The sequence below is a fragment of the Vibrio albus genome, from assembly GCF_003144035.1.
In the GTDB taxonomy this organism is placed as follows: domain Bacteria; phylum Pseudomonadota; class Gammaproteobacteria; order Enterobacterales; family Vibrionaceae; genus Vibrio; species Vibrio albus.
This window is the reverse complement of sequence record NZ_QFWT01000004.1, coordinates 211,563-225,021: the sequence shown is the minus strand read 5'-3', so window position 1 is coordinate 225,021 and position 13,459 is coordinate 211,563. Positions and strand designations below refer to the sequence as shown.

At 46.7% G+C, this 13,459-nt stretch carries 21 protein-coding genes; 16 read left to right on the top strand and 5 right to left on the bottom strand.

Annotation, left to right across the window (positions count from 1 at the left end; all coding sequences use genetic code 11):
* Positions 1-13 precede the first annotated feature (13 nt).
* From rplE to rplQ, 15 genes are all read left to right on the top strand, one after another.
* The gene (gene rplE, locus DI392_RS09355; RefSeq protein WP_109319646.1) at positions 14-553 is read left to right on the top strand and encodes a 50S ribosomal protein L5; all 540 of its coding nucleotides are present in this window, start codon (positions 14-16) and stop codon (positions 551-553) included.
* A gap of 17 nt (positions 554-570) precedes the next feature.
* On the top strand, positions 571-876 hold the full coding sequence (gene rpsN / locus DI392_RS09350; protein WP_109319645.1) for a 30S ribosomal protein S14: 306 nt from the start codon (positions 571-573) through the stop codon (positions 874-876).
* 32 nt (positions 877-908) lie between these two features.
* A complete protein-coding gene (gene rpsH / locus DI392_RS09345) occupies positions 909-1,301 on the top strand; it encodes a 30S ribosomal protein S8 (RefSeq protein WP_109319644.1) in 393 nt (130 codons plus the stop codon).
* Positions 1,302-1,313: 12 nt separating this feature from the next.
* Positions 1,314-1,847, top strand: a complete 534-nt coding sequence (gene rplF, locus DI392_RS09340) for a 50S ribosomal protein L6 (RefSeq protein WP_109319643.1) — start codon at positions 1,314-1,316, stop codon at positions 1,845-1,847.
* Between the two features lie 9 nt (positions 1,848-1,856).
* Complete coding sequence (rplR, locus tag DI392_RS09335; protein ID WP_109319642.1) at positions 1,857-2,210, top strand: 50S ribosomal protein L18; 354 nt, start codon at positions 1,857-1,859, stop codon at positions 2,208-2,210.
* A 15-nt stretch (positions 2,211-2,225) separates the two neighbouring features.
* Entirely contained in the window at positions 2,226-2,732 is a 507-nt protein-coding gene (gene rpsE / locus DI392_RS09330; RefSeq protein WP_109319641.1) for a 30S ribosomal protein S5, read from the top strand.
* A gap of 1 nt (position 2,733) precedes the next feature.
* Complete coding sequence (gene rpmD / locus DI392_RS09325; RefSeq protein ID WP_219930896.1) at positions 2,734-2,913, top strand: 50S ribosomal protein L30; 180 nt, start codon at positions 2,734-2,736, stop codon at positions 2,911-2,913.
* 5 nt (positions 2,914-2,918) lie between these two features.
* Positions 2,919-3,353 (top strand): 50S ribosomal protein L15, encoded by a 435-nt coding sequence (gene rplO / locus DI392_RS09320; protein ID WP_109319639.1) that lies wholly within the window; start codon positions 2,919-2,921, stop codon positions 3,351-3,353.
* Between the two features lie 26 nt (positions 3,354-3,379).
* Positions 3,380-4,717, top strand: coding sequence for a preprotein translocase subunit SecY (gene secY, locus DI392_RS09315; protein ID WP_109319638.1), 1,338 nt, complete (start codon positions 3,380-3,382; stop codon positions 4,715-4,717).
* Between the two features lie 40 nt (positions 4,718-4,757).
* The gene (rpmJ, locus tag DI392_RS09310; protein WP_039969906.1) at positions 4,758-4,871 is read left to right on the top strand and encodes a 50S ribosomal protein L36; all 114 of its coding nucleotides are present in this window, start codon (positions 4,758-4,760) and stop codon (positions 4,869-4,871) included.
* Positions 4,872-5,019: 148 nt separating this feature from the next.
* Positions 5,020-5,376, top strand: coding sequence for a 30S ribosomal protein S13 (rpsM, locus tag DI392_RS09305; protein ID WP_005383154.1), 357 nt, complete (start codon positions 5,020-5,022; stop codon positions 5,374-5,376).
* A gap of 21 nt (positions 5,377-5,397) precedes the next feature.
* Positions 5,398-5,787, top strand: coding sequence for a 30S ribosomal protein S11 (rpsK, locus tag DI392_RS09300; protein ID WP_102523187.1), 390 nt, complete (start codon positions 5,398-5,400; stop codon positions 5,785-5,787).
* A gap of 32 nt (positions 5,788-5,819) precedes the next feature.
* Complete coding sequence (gene rpsD, locus DI392_RS09295; protein WP_109319637.1) at positions 5,820-6,440, top strand: 30S ribosomal protein S4; 621 nt, start codon at positions 5,820-5,822, stop codon at positions 6,438-6,440.
* A gap of 24 nt (positions 6,441-6,464) precedes the next feature.
* The gene (locus DI392_RS09290; protein ID WP_109319636.1) at positions 6,465-7,457 is read left to right on the top strand and encodes a DNA-directed RNA polymerase subunit alpha; all 993 of its coding nucleotides are present in this window, start codon (positions 6,465-6,467) and stop codon (positions 7,455-7,457) included.
* A gap of 25 nt (positions 7,458-7,482) precedes the next feature.
* The gene (gene rplQ / locus DI392_RS09285; RefSeq protein ID WP_100800718.1) at positions 7,483-7,869 is read left to right on the top strand and encodes a 50S ribosomal protein L17; all 387 of its coding nucleotides are present in this window, start codon (positions 7,483-7,485) and stop codon (positions 7,867-7,869) included.
* A gap of 238 nt (positions 7,870-8,107) precedes the next feature.
* Here the strand turns inward: rplQ and DI392_RS09280 are convergent, their stop codons facing one another.
* The 3 genes from DI392_RS09280 to bamJ form a co-directional block, all read right to left on the bottom strand.
* Complete coding sequence (locus DI392_RS09280; protein WP_109319635.1) at positions 8,108-9,376, bottom strand: O-acetylhomoserine aminocarboxypropyltransferase/cysteine synthase family protein; 1,269 nt, start codon at positions 9,374-9,376, stop codon at positions 8,108-8,110.
* A 119-nt stretch (positions 9,377-9,495) separates the two neighbouring features.
* Positions 9,496-9,999 (bottom strand): DUF2780 domain-containing protein, encoded by a 504-nt coding sequence (locus DI392_RS09275; RefSeq protein WP_109319634.1) that lies wholly within the window; start codon positions 9,997-9,999, stop codon positions 9,496-9,498.
* 140 nt (positions 10,000-10,139) lie between these two features.
* Positions 10,140-10,760, bottom strand: a complete 621-nt coding sequence (gene bamJ, locus DI392_RS09270; RefSeq protein ID WP_109319633.1) for a BamJ family beta-barrel-assembly machinery protein — start codon at positions 10,758-10,760, stop codon at positions 10,140-10,142.
* 175 nt (positions 10,761-10,935) lie between these two features.
* Between bamJ and DI392_RS09265 the strand changes: the two genes are divergently transcribed.
* Entirely contained in the window at positions 10,936-11,562 is a 627-nt protein-coding gene (locus DI392_RS09265) for a LysM-like peptidoglycan-binding domain-containing protein (RefSeq protein WP_109319632.1), read from the top strand.
* Between the two features lie 19 nt (positions 11,563-11,581).
* On the opposite strand, the gene DI392_RS09260 is transcribed toward DI392_RS09265, so the two are convergent.
* Positions 11,582-12,487, bottom strand: coding sequence for a TIGR03899 family protein (locus tag DI392_RS09260; RefSeq protein WP_109319631.1), 906 nt, complete (start codon positions 12,485-12,487; stop codon positions 11,582-11,584).
* A 461-nt stretch (positions 12,488-12,948) separates the two neighbouring features.
* Positions 12,949-13,458, bottom strand: coding sequence for a DUF3299 domain-containing protein (locus DI392_RS09255; protein WP_109319630.1), 510 nt, complete (start codon positions 13,456-13,458; stop codon positions 12,949-12,951).
* Position 13,459 lies beyond the last annotated feature (1 nt).

The following is a 13,459-nucleotide window of genomic DNA, read 5'->3' as shown; positions in this document are numbered from 1 at the left end:
TTGGAGTTCTACTATGGCGAAACTGCATGATTACTACAAGTCGTCTGTAGTTGCTGAACTGACCAAACAGTTCGGTTACTCAAGCGTCATGCAAGTCCCTAGGATTGAAAAAATCACCCTAAACATGGGCGTTGGTGAAGCCATCAACGATAAGAAACTGCTAGAAAACGCAGCTGCTGATATGGCGATCATTTCTGGTCAAAAGCCACTTATCACTAAAGCGCGTAAATCTGTTGCAGGTTTCAAAATTCGTGAAGGCTACCCAATTGGTTGTAAAGTAACCTTGCGTGGCGAACGTATGTGGGATTTTCTTGAGCGTCTGATTTCAATCGCTCTTCCACGTGTACGTGACTTCCGTGGTGTTAGCGCTAAGTCTTTTGACGGACGCGGTAACTACAGCATGGGCGTTCGCGAGCAAATCATCTTCCCGGAAATCGACTACGATAAAGTCGATCGTGTGCGCGGTCTTGATGTCACTATCACGACGTCTGCTGCAAACGATGAGGAAGGCCGTGCTCTGCTGGCTGCCTTTAACTTCCCATTCCGTAAGTAAGGTGAAGGGTTACTGTTATGGCTAAAGAATCAATGAAGGCACGTGAAGCAAAGCGTGCAAAGCTAGTTGCTAAATACGCTGAAAAGCGTGCAGCACTAAAAGCTATCATCAGCGATGTTAACGCATCTGAAGAAGAACGTTGGAACGCAGTGCTTAAGCTGCAAGATCTTCCTCGTGATTCAAGTGCATCACGTCAGCGCAACCGTTGCAACCAAACTGGTCGTCCACACGGTTACCTGCGTAAGTTCGGTCTGTGCCGTATTAAGGTTCGTGAATCTTGCATGAAAGGCGAGATCCCGGGTCTTCGTAAGGCTAGCTGGTAATAATTGCCACTTAATCATTTGGAGAGAAATCTATGAGCATGCAAGATCCGATTTCGGATATGCTGACCCGTCTTCGTAACGGTCAGGCAGCAAACAAAGTTGCTGTTAAAATGCCTTCTTCAAAGCTTAAAGTTGCAATCGCTACTTTGCTAAAAGCTGAAGGTTATATCGCTGATTTCGCTGTTGAAGGCGAAACCAAACCAGAACTGGAAGTGACTCTTAAGTACTTCCAGGCTAAACCAGTAATTGAGCAAATCCAACGTGTTTCACGTCCTGGTCTGCGCGTCTACAAGAAAAAAGACGAGCTGCCATCAGTGATGGGCGGTCTTGGTATTGCTGTGGTATCCACTTCCAAAGGTCTTATGACCGATCGTGCTGCACGTAAAGCCGGTCTTGGTGGTGAAATTATCGCCTACGTAGCGTAATAGGAGTAGAATATGTCTCGTGTTGCTAAAGCACCTGTCGCTATTCCAGCTGGCGTTGAGGTGAAATTAAACGGCCAAGAAGTTACCGTTAAAGGTGCAAAAGGCGAACTATCTCGCGTTCTTAACGAAGCGGTAGTCGTTGCACAGGAAGAAAACAACCTTACTTTTGGTCCTAAAGAAGGTGTTGCTAACGCTTGGGCACAAGCAGGTACTGCACGTGCACTAGTAAACAACATGGTTGTTGGCGTTACTGAAGGCTTTACTAAGAAGCTTACATTGAAAGGTGTTGGTTACCGTGCTGCTGTTAAAGGCAACGCTGTTTCTCTGACACTGGGCTTCTCTCACCCTGTTGAGCATGCGCTTCCAGAGGGTGTTAAAGCTGAATGTCCAAGCCAAACTGAAATCGTGATCACTGGTTGTGACAAGCAAGTAGTTGGTCAGGTTGCGGCTGACATTCGTTCTTACCGGGAGCCTGAGCCTTATAAAGGTAAAGGTGTTCGTTACGCAGATGAATATGTGCGTACTAAAGAAGCTAAGAAGAAGTAAGGTAACACTATGGATAAGAAAGCATCTCGCATCCGTCGTGCTACACGTGCACGTCGTAAGATTGCAGAACTTCGCGTAAATCGCCTAGTTGTACACCGTACTCCTCGTCATGTGTACGCGCAGGTTATTGCAGCGAATGGCTCTGAGGTTATCGCAGCAGCTTCTACTGTAGAAAAAGCGATCCGTGAGCAAGTAACAAATACTGGTAACGTTGACGCAGCTAAAGCAGTAGGTAAAGCTATTGCTGAGCGCGCTATCGAAAAAGGCATTTCTGATGTTGCATTCGATCGTTCTGGTTTCCAATACCACGGCCGTGTTGCTGCGCTGGCAGATGCTGCTCGCGAAGCTGGTCTGAAATTCTAAGGTAGGGTTTGGAAGATGGCTAAAGAACAAGCACAAGCACAAGCTACAGATCTGCAAGAAAAGTTGATCGCTGTAAACCGTGTATCTAAGACGGTTAAAGGTGGTCGAATCTTTACTTTTACTGCATTGACTGTAGTTGGTGATGGTAATGGTCGCGTTGGTTTCGGTTACGGCAAAGCTCGTGAAGTACCAGCGGCTATTCAAAAAGCAATGGAAAAAGCGCGTCGTAACATGGTTACTGTTGCGCTTAACGACGGTACTCTTCACCACGCGGTGAAAGGTCGTCACACTGGCTCAAAAGTTTACATGCAGCCAGCTGCAGAAGGTACAGGTATCATCGCCGGTGGTGCGATGCGTGCAGTACTTGAAGTTGCAGGTGTTCACAACGTACTTTCTAAAGCATATGGTTCTACGAACCCTATCAATATCGTACGTGCGACAATTGATGGTTTGAGTGGCATGAAATCTCCAGAGATGGTTGCTGCTAAACGTGGTCTAACTGTTGAGCAAATCCAGGAGTAAGATCATGGCAACTATTAAAGTAACTCAAACTAAAAGTTCAATCGGTCGACTACCAAAGCACAAAGCTACTTTGCGTGGTCTAGGCCTTCGTCGCATCAACCACACTGTTGAGCTTGAAGACACACCATGTGTACGTGGTATGGTCAATAAAGTTCAATACATGGTTAAAGTTGAGGAGTAATCAGAATGCGTTTGAATACTCTATCACCGGCTGCTGGCTCTAAACCTTCTAAGAAGCGTCTAGGTCGCGGTATCGGTTCAGGCCTTGGTAAAACAGGTGGCCGTGGTCATAAGGGTCAAAAGTCTCGTTCAGGCGGTAAAGTACGTCCAGGTTTCGAAGGTGGTCAAATGCCTCTGAAACAACGTCTGCCTAAATTCGGCTTCACTTCTCGTAAGAGCCTAGTGTCTGCTGAAGTTCGTCTAGCTGAGCTAGCGAAGGTAGAAGGTGACGTAGTTGATCTGAACAGCCTGAAAGCTGCTAACGTTATCACTAAGAACATCGAGTTCGCTAAGATCGTTCTTTCTGGTGAAATTAGCAAAGCTGTGACTGTTAAAGGTCTACGCGTGACTAAAGGTGCTAAAGCTGCAATCGAAGCTGCAGGCGGTAAAATCGAGGAATAATCTCGAGGAACGAGGTACAGGTACAGATGGCTAAGAAACCAGGACAAGATTTTCGTAGTACTCAGAGCGGCTTATCTGAATTAAAGTCGCGTTTACTCTATGTTGTAGTAGCGTTATTAGTATTCAGAGCCGGTTCTTTTGTACCGTTGCCTGGGATTGATGCAGCTGTACTTGCTGATTTGTTCGAACAGCAAAAAGGTACCATCATTGAAATGTTTAACATGTTCTCTGGTGGTGCTCTTTCGCGTGCATCTATATTTGCACTGGGTATCATGCCGTATATTTCGGCATCTATTGTTATCCAGCTGTTGACTGTAGTTCATCCCGCGTTAGCTGAACTCAAGAAAGAGGGTGAAGCAGGGCGTCGTAAGATTAGCCAATATACGCGTTATGGCACACTTGTATTAGCAACTTTCCAAGCTATTGGTATTGCAACAGGTTTACCGAATATGGTCTCTAATCTGGTCGTTATCGACCAAACCATGTTTACCCTGATTGCTACCGTCAGTCTAGTAACCGGCACCATGTTTTTGATGTGGTTAGGTGAACAGATTACTGAGCGTGGAATTGGTAATGGTATTTCCCTGATTATTTTCTCGGGTATCATTGCCGGGTTGCCTTCAGCGATTGGTAATACCATCGAACAAGCGCGCCAAGGTGAACTGCATGTACTTCTTCTGTTGTTAATTGCGGTATTATCTTTTGCTGTTATTTATTTCGTTGTTTTCATGGAGCGTGGCCAGCGTCGTATCGTTGTAAACTACGCGAAGCGTCAACAAGGTCGTAAAGTATTCGCAGCACAAAGCACGCATTTGCCTCTTAAAATTAATATGGCAGGTGTTATTCCAGCGATTTTTGCATCAAGTATTATCCTGTTCCCAGGAACACTGGCGCAGTGGTTTGGTAACTCCGGTGGTGAGGACAGCGCGTTCAGTTGGTTAACTGACGTGTCTTTGGCCCTTAGCCCTGGTCAGCCTCTGTATGTAATGCTTTATGCAGCAGCAATTATTTTCTTCTGTTTCTTCTATACAGCGTTGGTATTTAACCCTCGTGAAACAGCAGATAATCTGAAGAAGTCTGGTGCATTCGTACCCGGCATCCGCCCAGGTGAACAGACGGCGAAGTACATTGATAAAGTAATGACAAGGCTAACCCTTGCTGGTGCGCTTTATATTACCTTTATCTGTCTGATTCCCCAATTCATGATGACCGCGTGGAACGTACGTTTCTACTTCGGTGGTACATCACTGCTTATTGTAGTGGTTGTTATCATGGATTTTATGGCACAGGTACAGACTCATCTGATGTCTCAACAGTATGATTCTGTGTTGAAAAAAGCGAACCTGAAAGGCTACGGTCGCTAATTAGCGGCAATAGACAGGTTCTCATTTACGGAGTTTAGCAATGAAAGTTCGTGCTTCCGTTAAAAAAATCTGCCGTAACTGCAAAATCATCAAGCGCAACGGTGTTGTTCGCGTGATCTGCAGTGAGCCAAAGCACAAACAGCGCCAAGGCTAATTAAGCAGAAATTTTTACTTGAAATATAGAGGTCGGTCGAGTATATTGCTCGGCCTACCTTTTGCGTGCAAAAGAAGTAGTATCCCGCAGCGTATCCTCGACGGGCTTTGCTGCGGATAATTCTTTATTAAAGTACTAGGAGTGAATAGTGGCCCGTATAGCAGGCATTAACATTCCTGATCAGAAACATGCTGTAATCGCACTGACTGCGATCTACGGTATCGGTAAAACTCGCTCTCAAGCTATCCTGGCTGAGGTGGGCATTGCTGAGAATGTTAAGATCAGTGAACTAACTGAAGAGCAGATTGATCAACTGCGTGATGGTGTTGCCAAGTACACCGTGGAAGGCGATCTACGTCGTGAAGTGTCAATGAACATCAAGCGTCTTATGGACCTTGGTTGTTACCGTGGCCTTCGTCACCGTCGCAGTCTACCACTACGTGGACAGCGTACTAAAACCAACGCTCGCACCCGTAAGGGTCCGCGCAAGCCGATCAAGAAATAATCGGATAAGGTAGAGAGTACAATGGCAAAACAACCAACTCGCGCTCGTAAGCGCGTACGCAAGCAAGTAGCAGATGGCGTAGCGCACATTCATGCTTCTTTCAACAATACAATCGTGACCATTACTGACCGTCAAGGTAACGCTTTAGCTTGGGCTACTGCAGGTGGTTCTGGTTTCCGTGGTTCTCGTAAATCTACTCCGTTCGCTGCACAGGTTGCTGCTGAGCGTTGTGGTGAAATGGCTAAAGAATATGGCCTGAAGAATCTGGAAGTTATGGTTAAGGGTCCTGGTCCAGGCCGTGAATCAACAATTCGCGCTCTGAATGCTGCAGGTTACCGCATCACTAACATTGTTGATGCGACTCCTATCCCTCATAACGGTTGTCGTCCACCTAAGAAACGTCGCGTATAACGTTTCGTTTCTAGGAAGATTGGAGAAGAAACATGGCAAGATATTTGGGTCCTAAGCTGAAGCTTAGTCGCCGCGAAGGTACTGACTTATTCCTTAAGTCTGGTGTTCGCGCGATCGATACCAAGTGTAAAATCGATAACGCTCCAGGCGTACACGGTGCTCGTCGCGGCCGTCTGTCTGACTATGGCGTTCAGCTTCGTGAGAAGCAAAAAGTTCGTCGTATGTACGGCGTACTGGAAAAACAATTCCGTAACTACTACAAAGATGCTGCACGCCTGAAAGGCAACACAGGTGAAAACCTGCTTCAGCTTCTTGAAGGTCGTCTTGATAACGTAGTTTACCGCATGGGCTTTGGTGCAACTCGCGCAGAAGCACGTCAGCTAGTTAGCCACAAGGCTATCCTGGTTAACGGTAAAGTTGTAAACGTTCCTTCATTCAAAGTTGCGGCTGACGATGTTGTTTCTATTCGCGAGAAAGCTAAAAAGCAAGCTCGTGTTAAAGCAGCTCTAGAAGTTGCAGAACAACGCGAAAAACCAACTTGGATTGAAGTAGATGCTGGCAAAATGGAAGGTACATTCAAGCGTATGCCTGAACGTTCTGATCTGTCTGCTGACATCAACGAACACCTGATCGTCGAGCTTTACTCTAAGTAAGGTTTAAACTAAAGAGAGGACACAATGCAGGGTTCTGTAACAGAATTTCTTAAGCCACGTCTTGTTGATATCGAACAGATTAACACGACACACGCAAAAGTAACTCTAGAGCCGTTAGAGCGTGGTTTCGGTCACACTCTAGGTAACGCGCTTCGTCGTATTCTTCTTTCTTCTATGCCGGGTTGTGCCGTAACAGAAGTCGAGATTGAAGGCGTTCTACACGAGTACAGTACGAAAGAAGGTGTACAGGAAGATATCCTTGAGATTCTTCTTAACCTGAAAGGTCTGGCTGTACGTGTGGCTGAAGGCAAAGATGAAGTGTTTATTACACTGAATAAGTCAGGCTCAGGCCCTGTTGTTGCAGGTGACATCACCCATGATGGTGATGTAGAGGTCGTTAACCCGGATCACGTAATCTGTCACCTGACAGATGATAATGCTGAGATCGCTATGCGTATCAAAGTAGAACGTGGTCGTGGTTATGTTCCGTCTTCTGCCCGTATCCATACTGATGAAGATGAGCGTCCAATTGGTCGTTTGCTTGTCGACGCTACTTACAGCCCAGTAGACAAAATTGCCTACGCGGTTGAAGCAGCTCGTGTTGAGCAGCGTACCGACCTGGACAAGCTGGTTATCGATATGGAAACCAACGGTACTCTTGAACCTGAGGAAGCTATCCGTCGTGCAGCAACTATCCTTGCTGAACAACTGGATGCATTCGTAGATCTACGTGATGTACGAGTTCCTGAGGAGAAAGAAGAGAAGCCTGAATTCGATCCGATCCTACTGCGTCCTGTAGACGATCTTGAACTAACAGTTCGCTCTGCTAACTGTCTGAAAGCAGAAGCGATTCACTACATCGGTGATCTGGTACAGCGTACAGAAGTTGAACTTCTGAAGACGCCTAACCTTGGTAAGAAATCACTTACTGAGATTAAGGACGTACTTGCATCTCGTGGTCTGTCTCTGGGCATGCGCCTGGAAAACTGGCCGCCAGCATCTATCGCTGAAGATTAATCGAATTAGTTAGAAGGATTAGGTCATGCGCCATCGTAAGAGTGGTCGTCAACTCAACCGCAACAGCAGTCATCGCAAAGCGATGTTCAGCAATATGGCTAGCTCTTTGGTACGTCACGAAGTTATCAAGACAACTTTACCAAAAGCAAAAGAACTACGCCGCGTCGTTGAGCCTTTGATTACACTAGCTAAGACTGACAGTGTTGCTAACCGTCGTCTTGCATTTGCTCGCACTCGTGATAACGAAGTTGTAGCAAAACTATTTAACGAACTAGGTCCACGTTTTGCTGCTCGTCAGGGCGGTTATACACGTATCCTTAAGTGCGGTTTCCGCGCTGGTGATAAAGCTCCAATGGCTTACATTGAGCTTGTAGATCGCCCAGAAGCATCTGAAGAAGCTGCTGCTGAGTAATCGTCAGTTCGTAAGAATAAAAAAGCCGAGCGTAAGCTCGGCTTTTTTGTGTCTATAGAAAGGAAACAAGAGGCCTAGAGGCTATACCGCTTTGCGGCTAGAAACTAGAGACTATAACCCCTTATGCCTTCATCCTCCTTCCCTAAGTGTCAAAAGCTTAAAAAGCCCGCCGGTCTATTAAAACCAGCGGGCTTTATCATCTTTTCTAGTTTCTAGTTTCTAGTTTCTAGTCTCCGGATTATGCGTTCAGCGCTTGTTCCAGATCTTCCAGAATATCGTCGATATGTTCGATACCCACAGAAAGACGGATCATTTCAGGGCTTACACCAGCCTGCTTTTGCTCTTCTTCCGTCAATTGACGGTGGGTTGTAGAAGCTGGGTGACAAGCCAGTGATTTAGCATCACCAATATTCACCAGACGTTTAAACACTTTCAGTGCATCGTAGAAGCGCACACCCGCGTCATAGCCGTCTTTAAGACCGAAAGAAAGAATCGCTGACGGTTTGCCTTTCATGTACTTCTGTGCCAACGGGTAGAATTCTGAATCTTCAAGGCCGGCATAGCTTACCCAGCTTACCTTGTCATGTTTTTTCAGGAATTCAGCTACTTTTATAGCATTTTCACAATGACGCTCCATCCGTAGGGATAGGGTTTCCAGTCCCTGCATCAGCAGAAAGGCATTCATTGGCGACAGGGCTGAGCCGGTATTGCGCAGAGGCACGGTTCGTGCGCGGCCGATAAAGGCTGCCGGACCGAAGGCTTCGGTATAGATAACATCATGGTACGAAGGTTCCGGACTATTCATCGTCGGGAAACGCTCTTTGTGTTCCGCCCATGGGAATTTGCCTGAATCAATAATCATTCCACCCAAGCTGTTTCCATGTCCACCGACGTATTTTGTCAGAGAATGAACCACGATATCAGCACCAAATTCGATAGGCTTACAAACGGCCGGCGATGCGACGGTATTATCGACAATAACTGGAACGCCCTGAGCGTGAGCCAGTTCTGCCACTTTTTCCAAATCAATGATATTACCCGCCGGGTTACCGATAGATTCGCAATATACGGCCTTAGTCTTCTCATCAATCAGCTCAGCCAGGCTTTCAGGCTTGTCATCTTTAGCGAAACGGACTTCGATGCCCATATTCGGGAACATATGCGCGAATAGGGTATAGGTGCCACCGTATAACTGAGGGGTGGAAACAATATTGTCACCGGCTTGAGCAAGGGTCAGAATGGCGTAGTGAATTGCAGAGCTTCCCGCACTAACAGCAAGGCCAGCGATACCGCCTTCCAGCGCTGCCATACGCTTTTCCAGCACATCGTTGGTCGGGTTCATAATGCGCGTGTAGATATTACCCGGTACTTCCAGGTTGAACAGGTCGGCTCCGTGCTGAGCGTTATCAAACTCATAGGCAACGGTCTGGTAAATGGGGGTCGCTACAGATTTGGTTGTCGGGTCTGTTTCATAACCGAAATGGATGGCTAAAGTTTCGTCTTTCATTCGTTTTATACTCGTCCATGGGAAAAGATAAAGAATCGCATAGGGGAAGAGAGGAAACAAGAGAATAGAGGCTGCATAATGACTAAGCCCACATCAGGGGCTCAGTCACGGTTGTGTTTTTATTGCCATAGTGACGTTAGTGAACTCAGCAACCCGGAGGAGGCTCCTTGGCCTGTTAGGTATTGCAGGATAATAGGGGCAAACTGACTGACCATTGAGGAATCCATGCCTAACTGACCGAATATGGTATTAACGGCGTCCATACTGGTACTCAGACTACTGAGACCGGGAACTGAGGATTGTAAGCTATCCATACCGGGGATCAGTGAGGCGAGTTCCGAATTCTCTGAACTGGATAATGAGCCGGACGCGAGAGAGAGCAGTGCACCTGCGCCACCTGTGGCCTGAGAGGGTGTGACATCCAGAGCTCCGGTCAGTGCGCTGACAATAGGGGAGTCATTTTGTGCCACAACCTGGCTGGTTAGTCCGCTTGCCAGAGAGGTGAGTGATTCCGTGTTTATCTGGTTATCAGAATCATCAGAGTCACCGAAACCAAAAAGGGCATAGCTGGGCGTAGTAGTTAAAAGAAGGGATAATGTAAAAACTGAGAGTCCTGTTTTCATGAGTGTCTTCCTTATTGCTGAGCGTATCTTAATTCGCTTATGGTGTTTTTATTATAAGAGGAAAAACAAAAAAGCGACGCTGTTGCGCCGCTTTTAGCATAGTTCTCAATGGCAGACGGTGTGTCAGCCAATGGTCAGAATTAAAGAATATCCAGAAGCTCAACTTCGAATACAAGGGCCGCAAAAGGAGGGATTGCAGCACCGGCACCACGCTCGCCGTAAGCCAGATCGTGTGGTACGTATAGTTTCCATTTAGAGCCAACAGGCATCATCTGAAGGGCTTCTACCCAGCCTTTAATTACGCCAGTTACCGGGAATTCAGCTGGTTGGTTACGAGCAACAGAGCTGTCAAATACAGTACCGTCAGTTAGCTCACCGTGGTAATGAACACGAACCTGGTTGTCGGCAGTTGGTTTCTCACCAGTACCTTCGGTCAGTACTTCGTACTGAAGACCAGAATCAAGAACAGTCACTTCTGGACGTAGTGCATTATCTTTCAGGAAAGCTTCACCATCTGCTGCCGCTGCTTTTGCTGCTTCAGCGCGTGCTGCTTCAGCACGGGTATGGATTTCTTGCAGTGCTGCGTTGATATCATCAACGGCAATCTCAGGCATATCGCCAGACAGTGCAGTTGCGATGCCTTTTGCAATCGCATCAACGTTCAGTCCTTCCAGACCGCTACCTGCAAGTTGCTGGCCCATTTGCAGACCAATACCATAGCTCGCTTTTTGCTCTACAGTTTCTAATTTGATGTCAGACATGATGTCTCTCTTTATTTTGCTGAATAAAGGCGACAGAATAACAGTTATATGGCAATGAAGAAACCGCCGTACTTTACTATGTTTACTGTGAGCTTGCCGGAATTGAAATCCCGGCCATCCTTATGGGAAAATTGATAACCGTGTCAGTCTGAGTCGAATAAAGGAATCCGTGTCGATGAACCGTCGAAACCGTAAAAAAAAGCAGAGCAGTCCTTGGGAAGAATTGATTAATCGCCTGAAACAGGCCGACTTTACACGATTGACGGCAGATAAGTTGACATTCTGGCACAATTTACCGACATTTCACCGGCGGGCTTTACTCGTCCTGATCCCTGTTTTGCTGATATTGTTTGTGATTCCTGTTCCCGAGCCAGAACCAGAACCCGAACCCGAATATGAGCCAGACACACCTTCCAGAGTGGAAGTCAGTGTGAATACAACCAGTCTGAGTGAGCAGCCGAATACCCTGGAGACCTCTCAGTCTCCAGGCACTCAGGTGGATAGCGGTGATCTACCTGCCAAACGCGTGGTCACCAGAAACGGCTCTTGGAAAGAGTATACGGTTCAAACGGGTGATACGCTGGCCAAAGTCTTTCGTGCGAACGAACTTTCTATGTCGGATTTGAATGAGCTGGTCAAAATTGAAGGTCTGGATAAGCCATTGAGTAAAATTCAGGCCGGGCAACTGATTCGCTACAAATTGACGGCTCAGGGACAACTCGACATCCTGCAACTGGAAAAAAATGGGGCATCAGTCATGTTCTTTCGTCTGTCTGATGGCGGGTTTGGTCGCAGTAAGTAGCTAGGGCGCGCCCTGGTATTTATACGATATGATCAACCGAATGAGTCACTTCTGTATGCAGAATGAATTTCTGGCCCAGCAGCGCCACCAGTTGGTCGTAGTATTTCATGTTCGGCTTATTTCCGAGTAGCCTGCACAGTTCATTGCCGGTAGGGCTAAAGCGGTAATAAATCAACCGGGTGCCTTTGCTCATAGGTTGCAGAGACAAGGTTTTCCCCTGGTAATCCAGGGCTAAAGCGGGTTCAAAATCGATTTCACCTGATTCTAACTCAGTGCCAAGAATCAGTCCCAGTTCGGTCAACAGCAGCAGGCTGGAATAAGGTAACTGATAATTACCCAAATTTACCGTGTTGGTTTTATCCCGGCGGTTCAGGCTGAAAATTCCTGCTGGCGTTCTGAAGCCAAGCAGCAGCTTTTTACTGTGATCATGACCAAAACTACAGGCTAGTGCCGCCGCACGTTGCAGGTTATGCGCTTCTTTGGGCGTCATATCCTTCAGAACCTGTAGAGCCTTCATTGAGGTGGATCCCGGGTTGGTGACCTCCAGCTTTAAAACCTGTGCCCATAACCTTTGCATTGAGGCATTGTGAATATCCTGAGCCATATCAAAGAAGCGGTACAACCAATCCTGATCCGGATCGCCGGCGGTCTCATCTTTACAGCTGGAAAAAGATAATTTTATTATCTGCTCGAGGTTTTTCTGCCGTTGTTCCCGGCGTTGCTTTTCTCTTCTGAGAGCTCTGTCCAACAGGGAGTTTTCCGGAGATGTCTTTCTCAGAAGGGCATCCAGTCCATAGGTTTCTGCTATATACGTTACCTTACTGGCACTGTCTTTGATATAGCTGGATTTCCGTTTGCTATGTTGTGACTGTTTCGGGGAGTCGGTCTGATCTATTGTCACAGGTTTGCGTTTTTGGTCCGCCATCGGGTGTCATCCTGTATTACCGATTTGAATAGCAATGTACCCTTAAAACAGGCAATTAGCCACTAAATCGGGTTGATATTCTCTGAGTTTGGGGGCTATACACAGTACATATCGTGATCTTTATTCCAAAAATAAAATGGACAACTATTGGTCCTACCTAAGTGTTGCATAATTGTAACGAAAATTAACCAGCACATTTGTTATTAGTCAATATTCATAACAAATGTGGTGGTAAAATGCCCGATGAATTGACAGCGGTATGATCAATTGGGAGTAAATGACAGATTGTATTGATAATGAAATCATTAAATTTGGAGACACTTACATCATGACTGGGTCGCACGGACGCAAGCTGAGACGACAACTTTCGACGACTGCTCTGTTAATGTTATATATCGGTATACTGGCTTATTTGTCTCAGTATGCGGTATGAAACAAAAAAGCCAGATATCAGACCAAAATTAATATTCTTCGTACTCTTCCAGAGCCGTTCCCTCGATGACATAACCGACTTCAGCCAGGTCATGGCTCACGGCTTCGGTTTTCAGGGTACCGATAATATACACGACATCCCATAACTGCTGTATCGGGGCACCGTCTTTAAACCGGACATAGATAATCTGGTTTGGCGGTGGGGGTGGTACGTGGATGCAGGCTCCGAGAAAAGGGACCAGAAGAAACTCAGTGACGGTTTTATCATCGCCTTCCAGAGGAATAACAAATCCTGCAATTTTTACGGTACTGCCATTCAGTTCCGGACGCACACTGCCTATGGTCGACTGGGCGGGTGCATCACCGCTGTGGTTAAGCGGGACAGGCTGGCCCATTCCCCCCAACACATTTCTCTCCTGTTCCGGGATGAGGTCAAGCCATTCCAGTGTCAGAATATCGGTATCCGTTGCTTGCTCTTCTGCGTAGCCCGGCAGAACAAAACCAGCAAAAAAAATAAATAAAACCAGTATCTTCCTCATT

Excerpts from the sequence above, each read along its gene's own strand:
- DI392_RS09290 (WP_109319636.1), top strand. The coding sequence starts at position 6,465 with ATGCAGGGTTCTGTAACAGAATTTCTTAAGCCACGTCTTGTTGATATC.
- rpsE (WP_109319641.1), top strand. The coding sequence starts at position 2,226 with ATGGCTAAAGAACAAGCACAAGCACAAGCTACAGATCTGCAAGAAAAG.
- DI392_RS09260 (WP_109319631.1), bottom strand. The coding sequence starts at position 12,487 with ATGGCGGACCAAAAACGCAAACCTGTGACAATAGATCAGACCGACTCC.
- rplF (WP_109319643.1), top strand. The coding sequence starts at position 1,314 with ATGTCTCGTGTTGCTAAAGCACCTGTCGCTATTCCAGCTGGCGTTGAG.
- DI392_RS09280 (WP_109319635.1), bottom strand. The coding sequence starts at position 9,376 with ATGAAAGACGAAACTTTAGCCATCCATTTCGGTTATGAAACAGACCCG.
- DI392_RS09265 (WP_109319632.1), top strand. The coding sequence starts at position 10,936 with ATGAACCGTCGAAACCGTAAAAAAAAGCAGAGCAGTCCTTGGGAAGAA.
- secY (WP_109319638.1), top strand. The coding sequence starts at position 3,380 with ATGGCTAAGAAACCAGGACAAGATTTTCGTAGTACTCAGAGCGGCTTA.
- rplR (WP_109319642.1), top strand. The coding sequence starts at position 1,857 with ATGGATAAGAAAGCATCTCGCATCCGTCGTGCTACACGTGCACGTCGT.
- bamJ (WP_109319633.1), bottom strand. The coding sequence starts at position 10,760 with ATGTCTGACATCAAATTAGAAACTGTAGAGCAAAAAGCGAGCTATGGT.
- rpmJ (WP_039969906.1), top strand. The coding sequence starts at position 4,758 with ATGAAAGTTCGTGCTTCCGTTAAAAAAATCTGCCGTAACTGCAAAATC.
- rpsN (WP_109319645.1), top strand. The coding sequence starts at position 571 with ATGGCTAAAGAATCAATGAAGGCACGTGAAGCAAAGCGTGCAAAGCTA.
- rplQ (WP_100800718.1), top strand. The coding sequence starts at position 7,483 with ATGCGCCATCGTAAGAGTGGTCGTCAACTCAACCGCAACAGCAGTCAT.
- DI392_RS09255 (WP_109319630.1), bottom strand. The coding sequence starts at position 13,458 with ATGAGGAAGATACTGGTTTTATTTATTTTTTTTGCTGGTTTTGTTCTG.
- rplE (WP_109319646.1), top strand. The coding sequence starts at position 14 with ATGGCGAAACTGCATGATTACTACAAGTCGTCTGTAGTTGCTGAACTG.
- rpsH (WP_109319644.1), top strand. The coding sequence starts at position 909 with ATGAGCATGCAAGATCCGATTTCGGATATGCTGACCCGTCTTCGTAAC.
- rpsD (WP_109319637.1), top strand. The coding sequence starts at position 5,820 with ATGGCAAGATATTTGGGTCCTAAGCTGAAGCTTAGTCGCCGCGAAGGT.
- rpsK (WP_102523187.1), top strand. The coding sequence starts at position 5,398 with ATGGCAAAACAACCAACTCGCGCTCGTAAGCGCGTACGCAAGCAAGTA.
- DI392_RS09275 (WP_109319634.1), bottom strand. The coding sequence starts at position 9,999 with ATGAAAACAGGACTCTCAGTTTTTACATTATCCCTTCTTTTAACTACT.
- rplO (WP_109319639.1), top strand. The coding sequence starts at position 2,919 with ATGCGTTTGAATACTCTATCACCGGCTGCTGGCTCTAAACCTTCTAAG.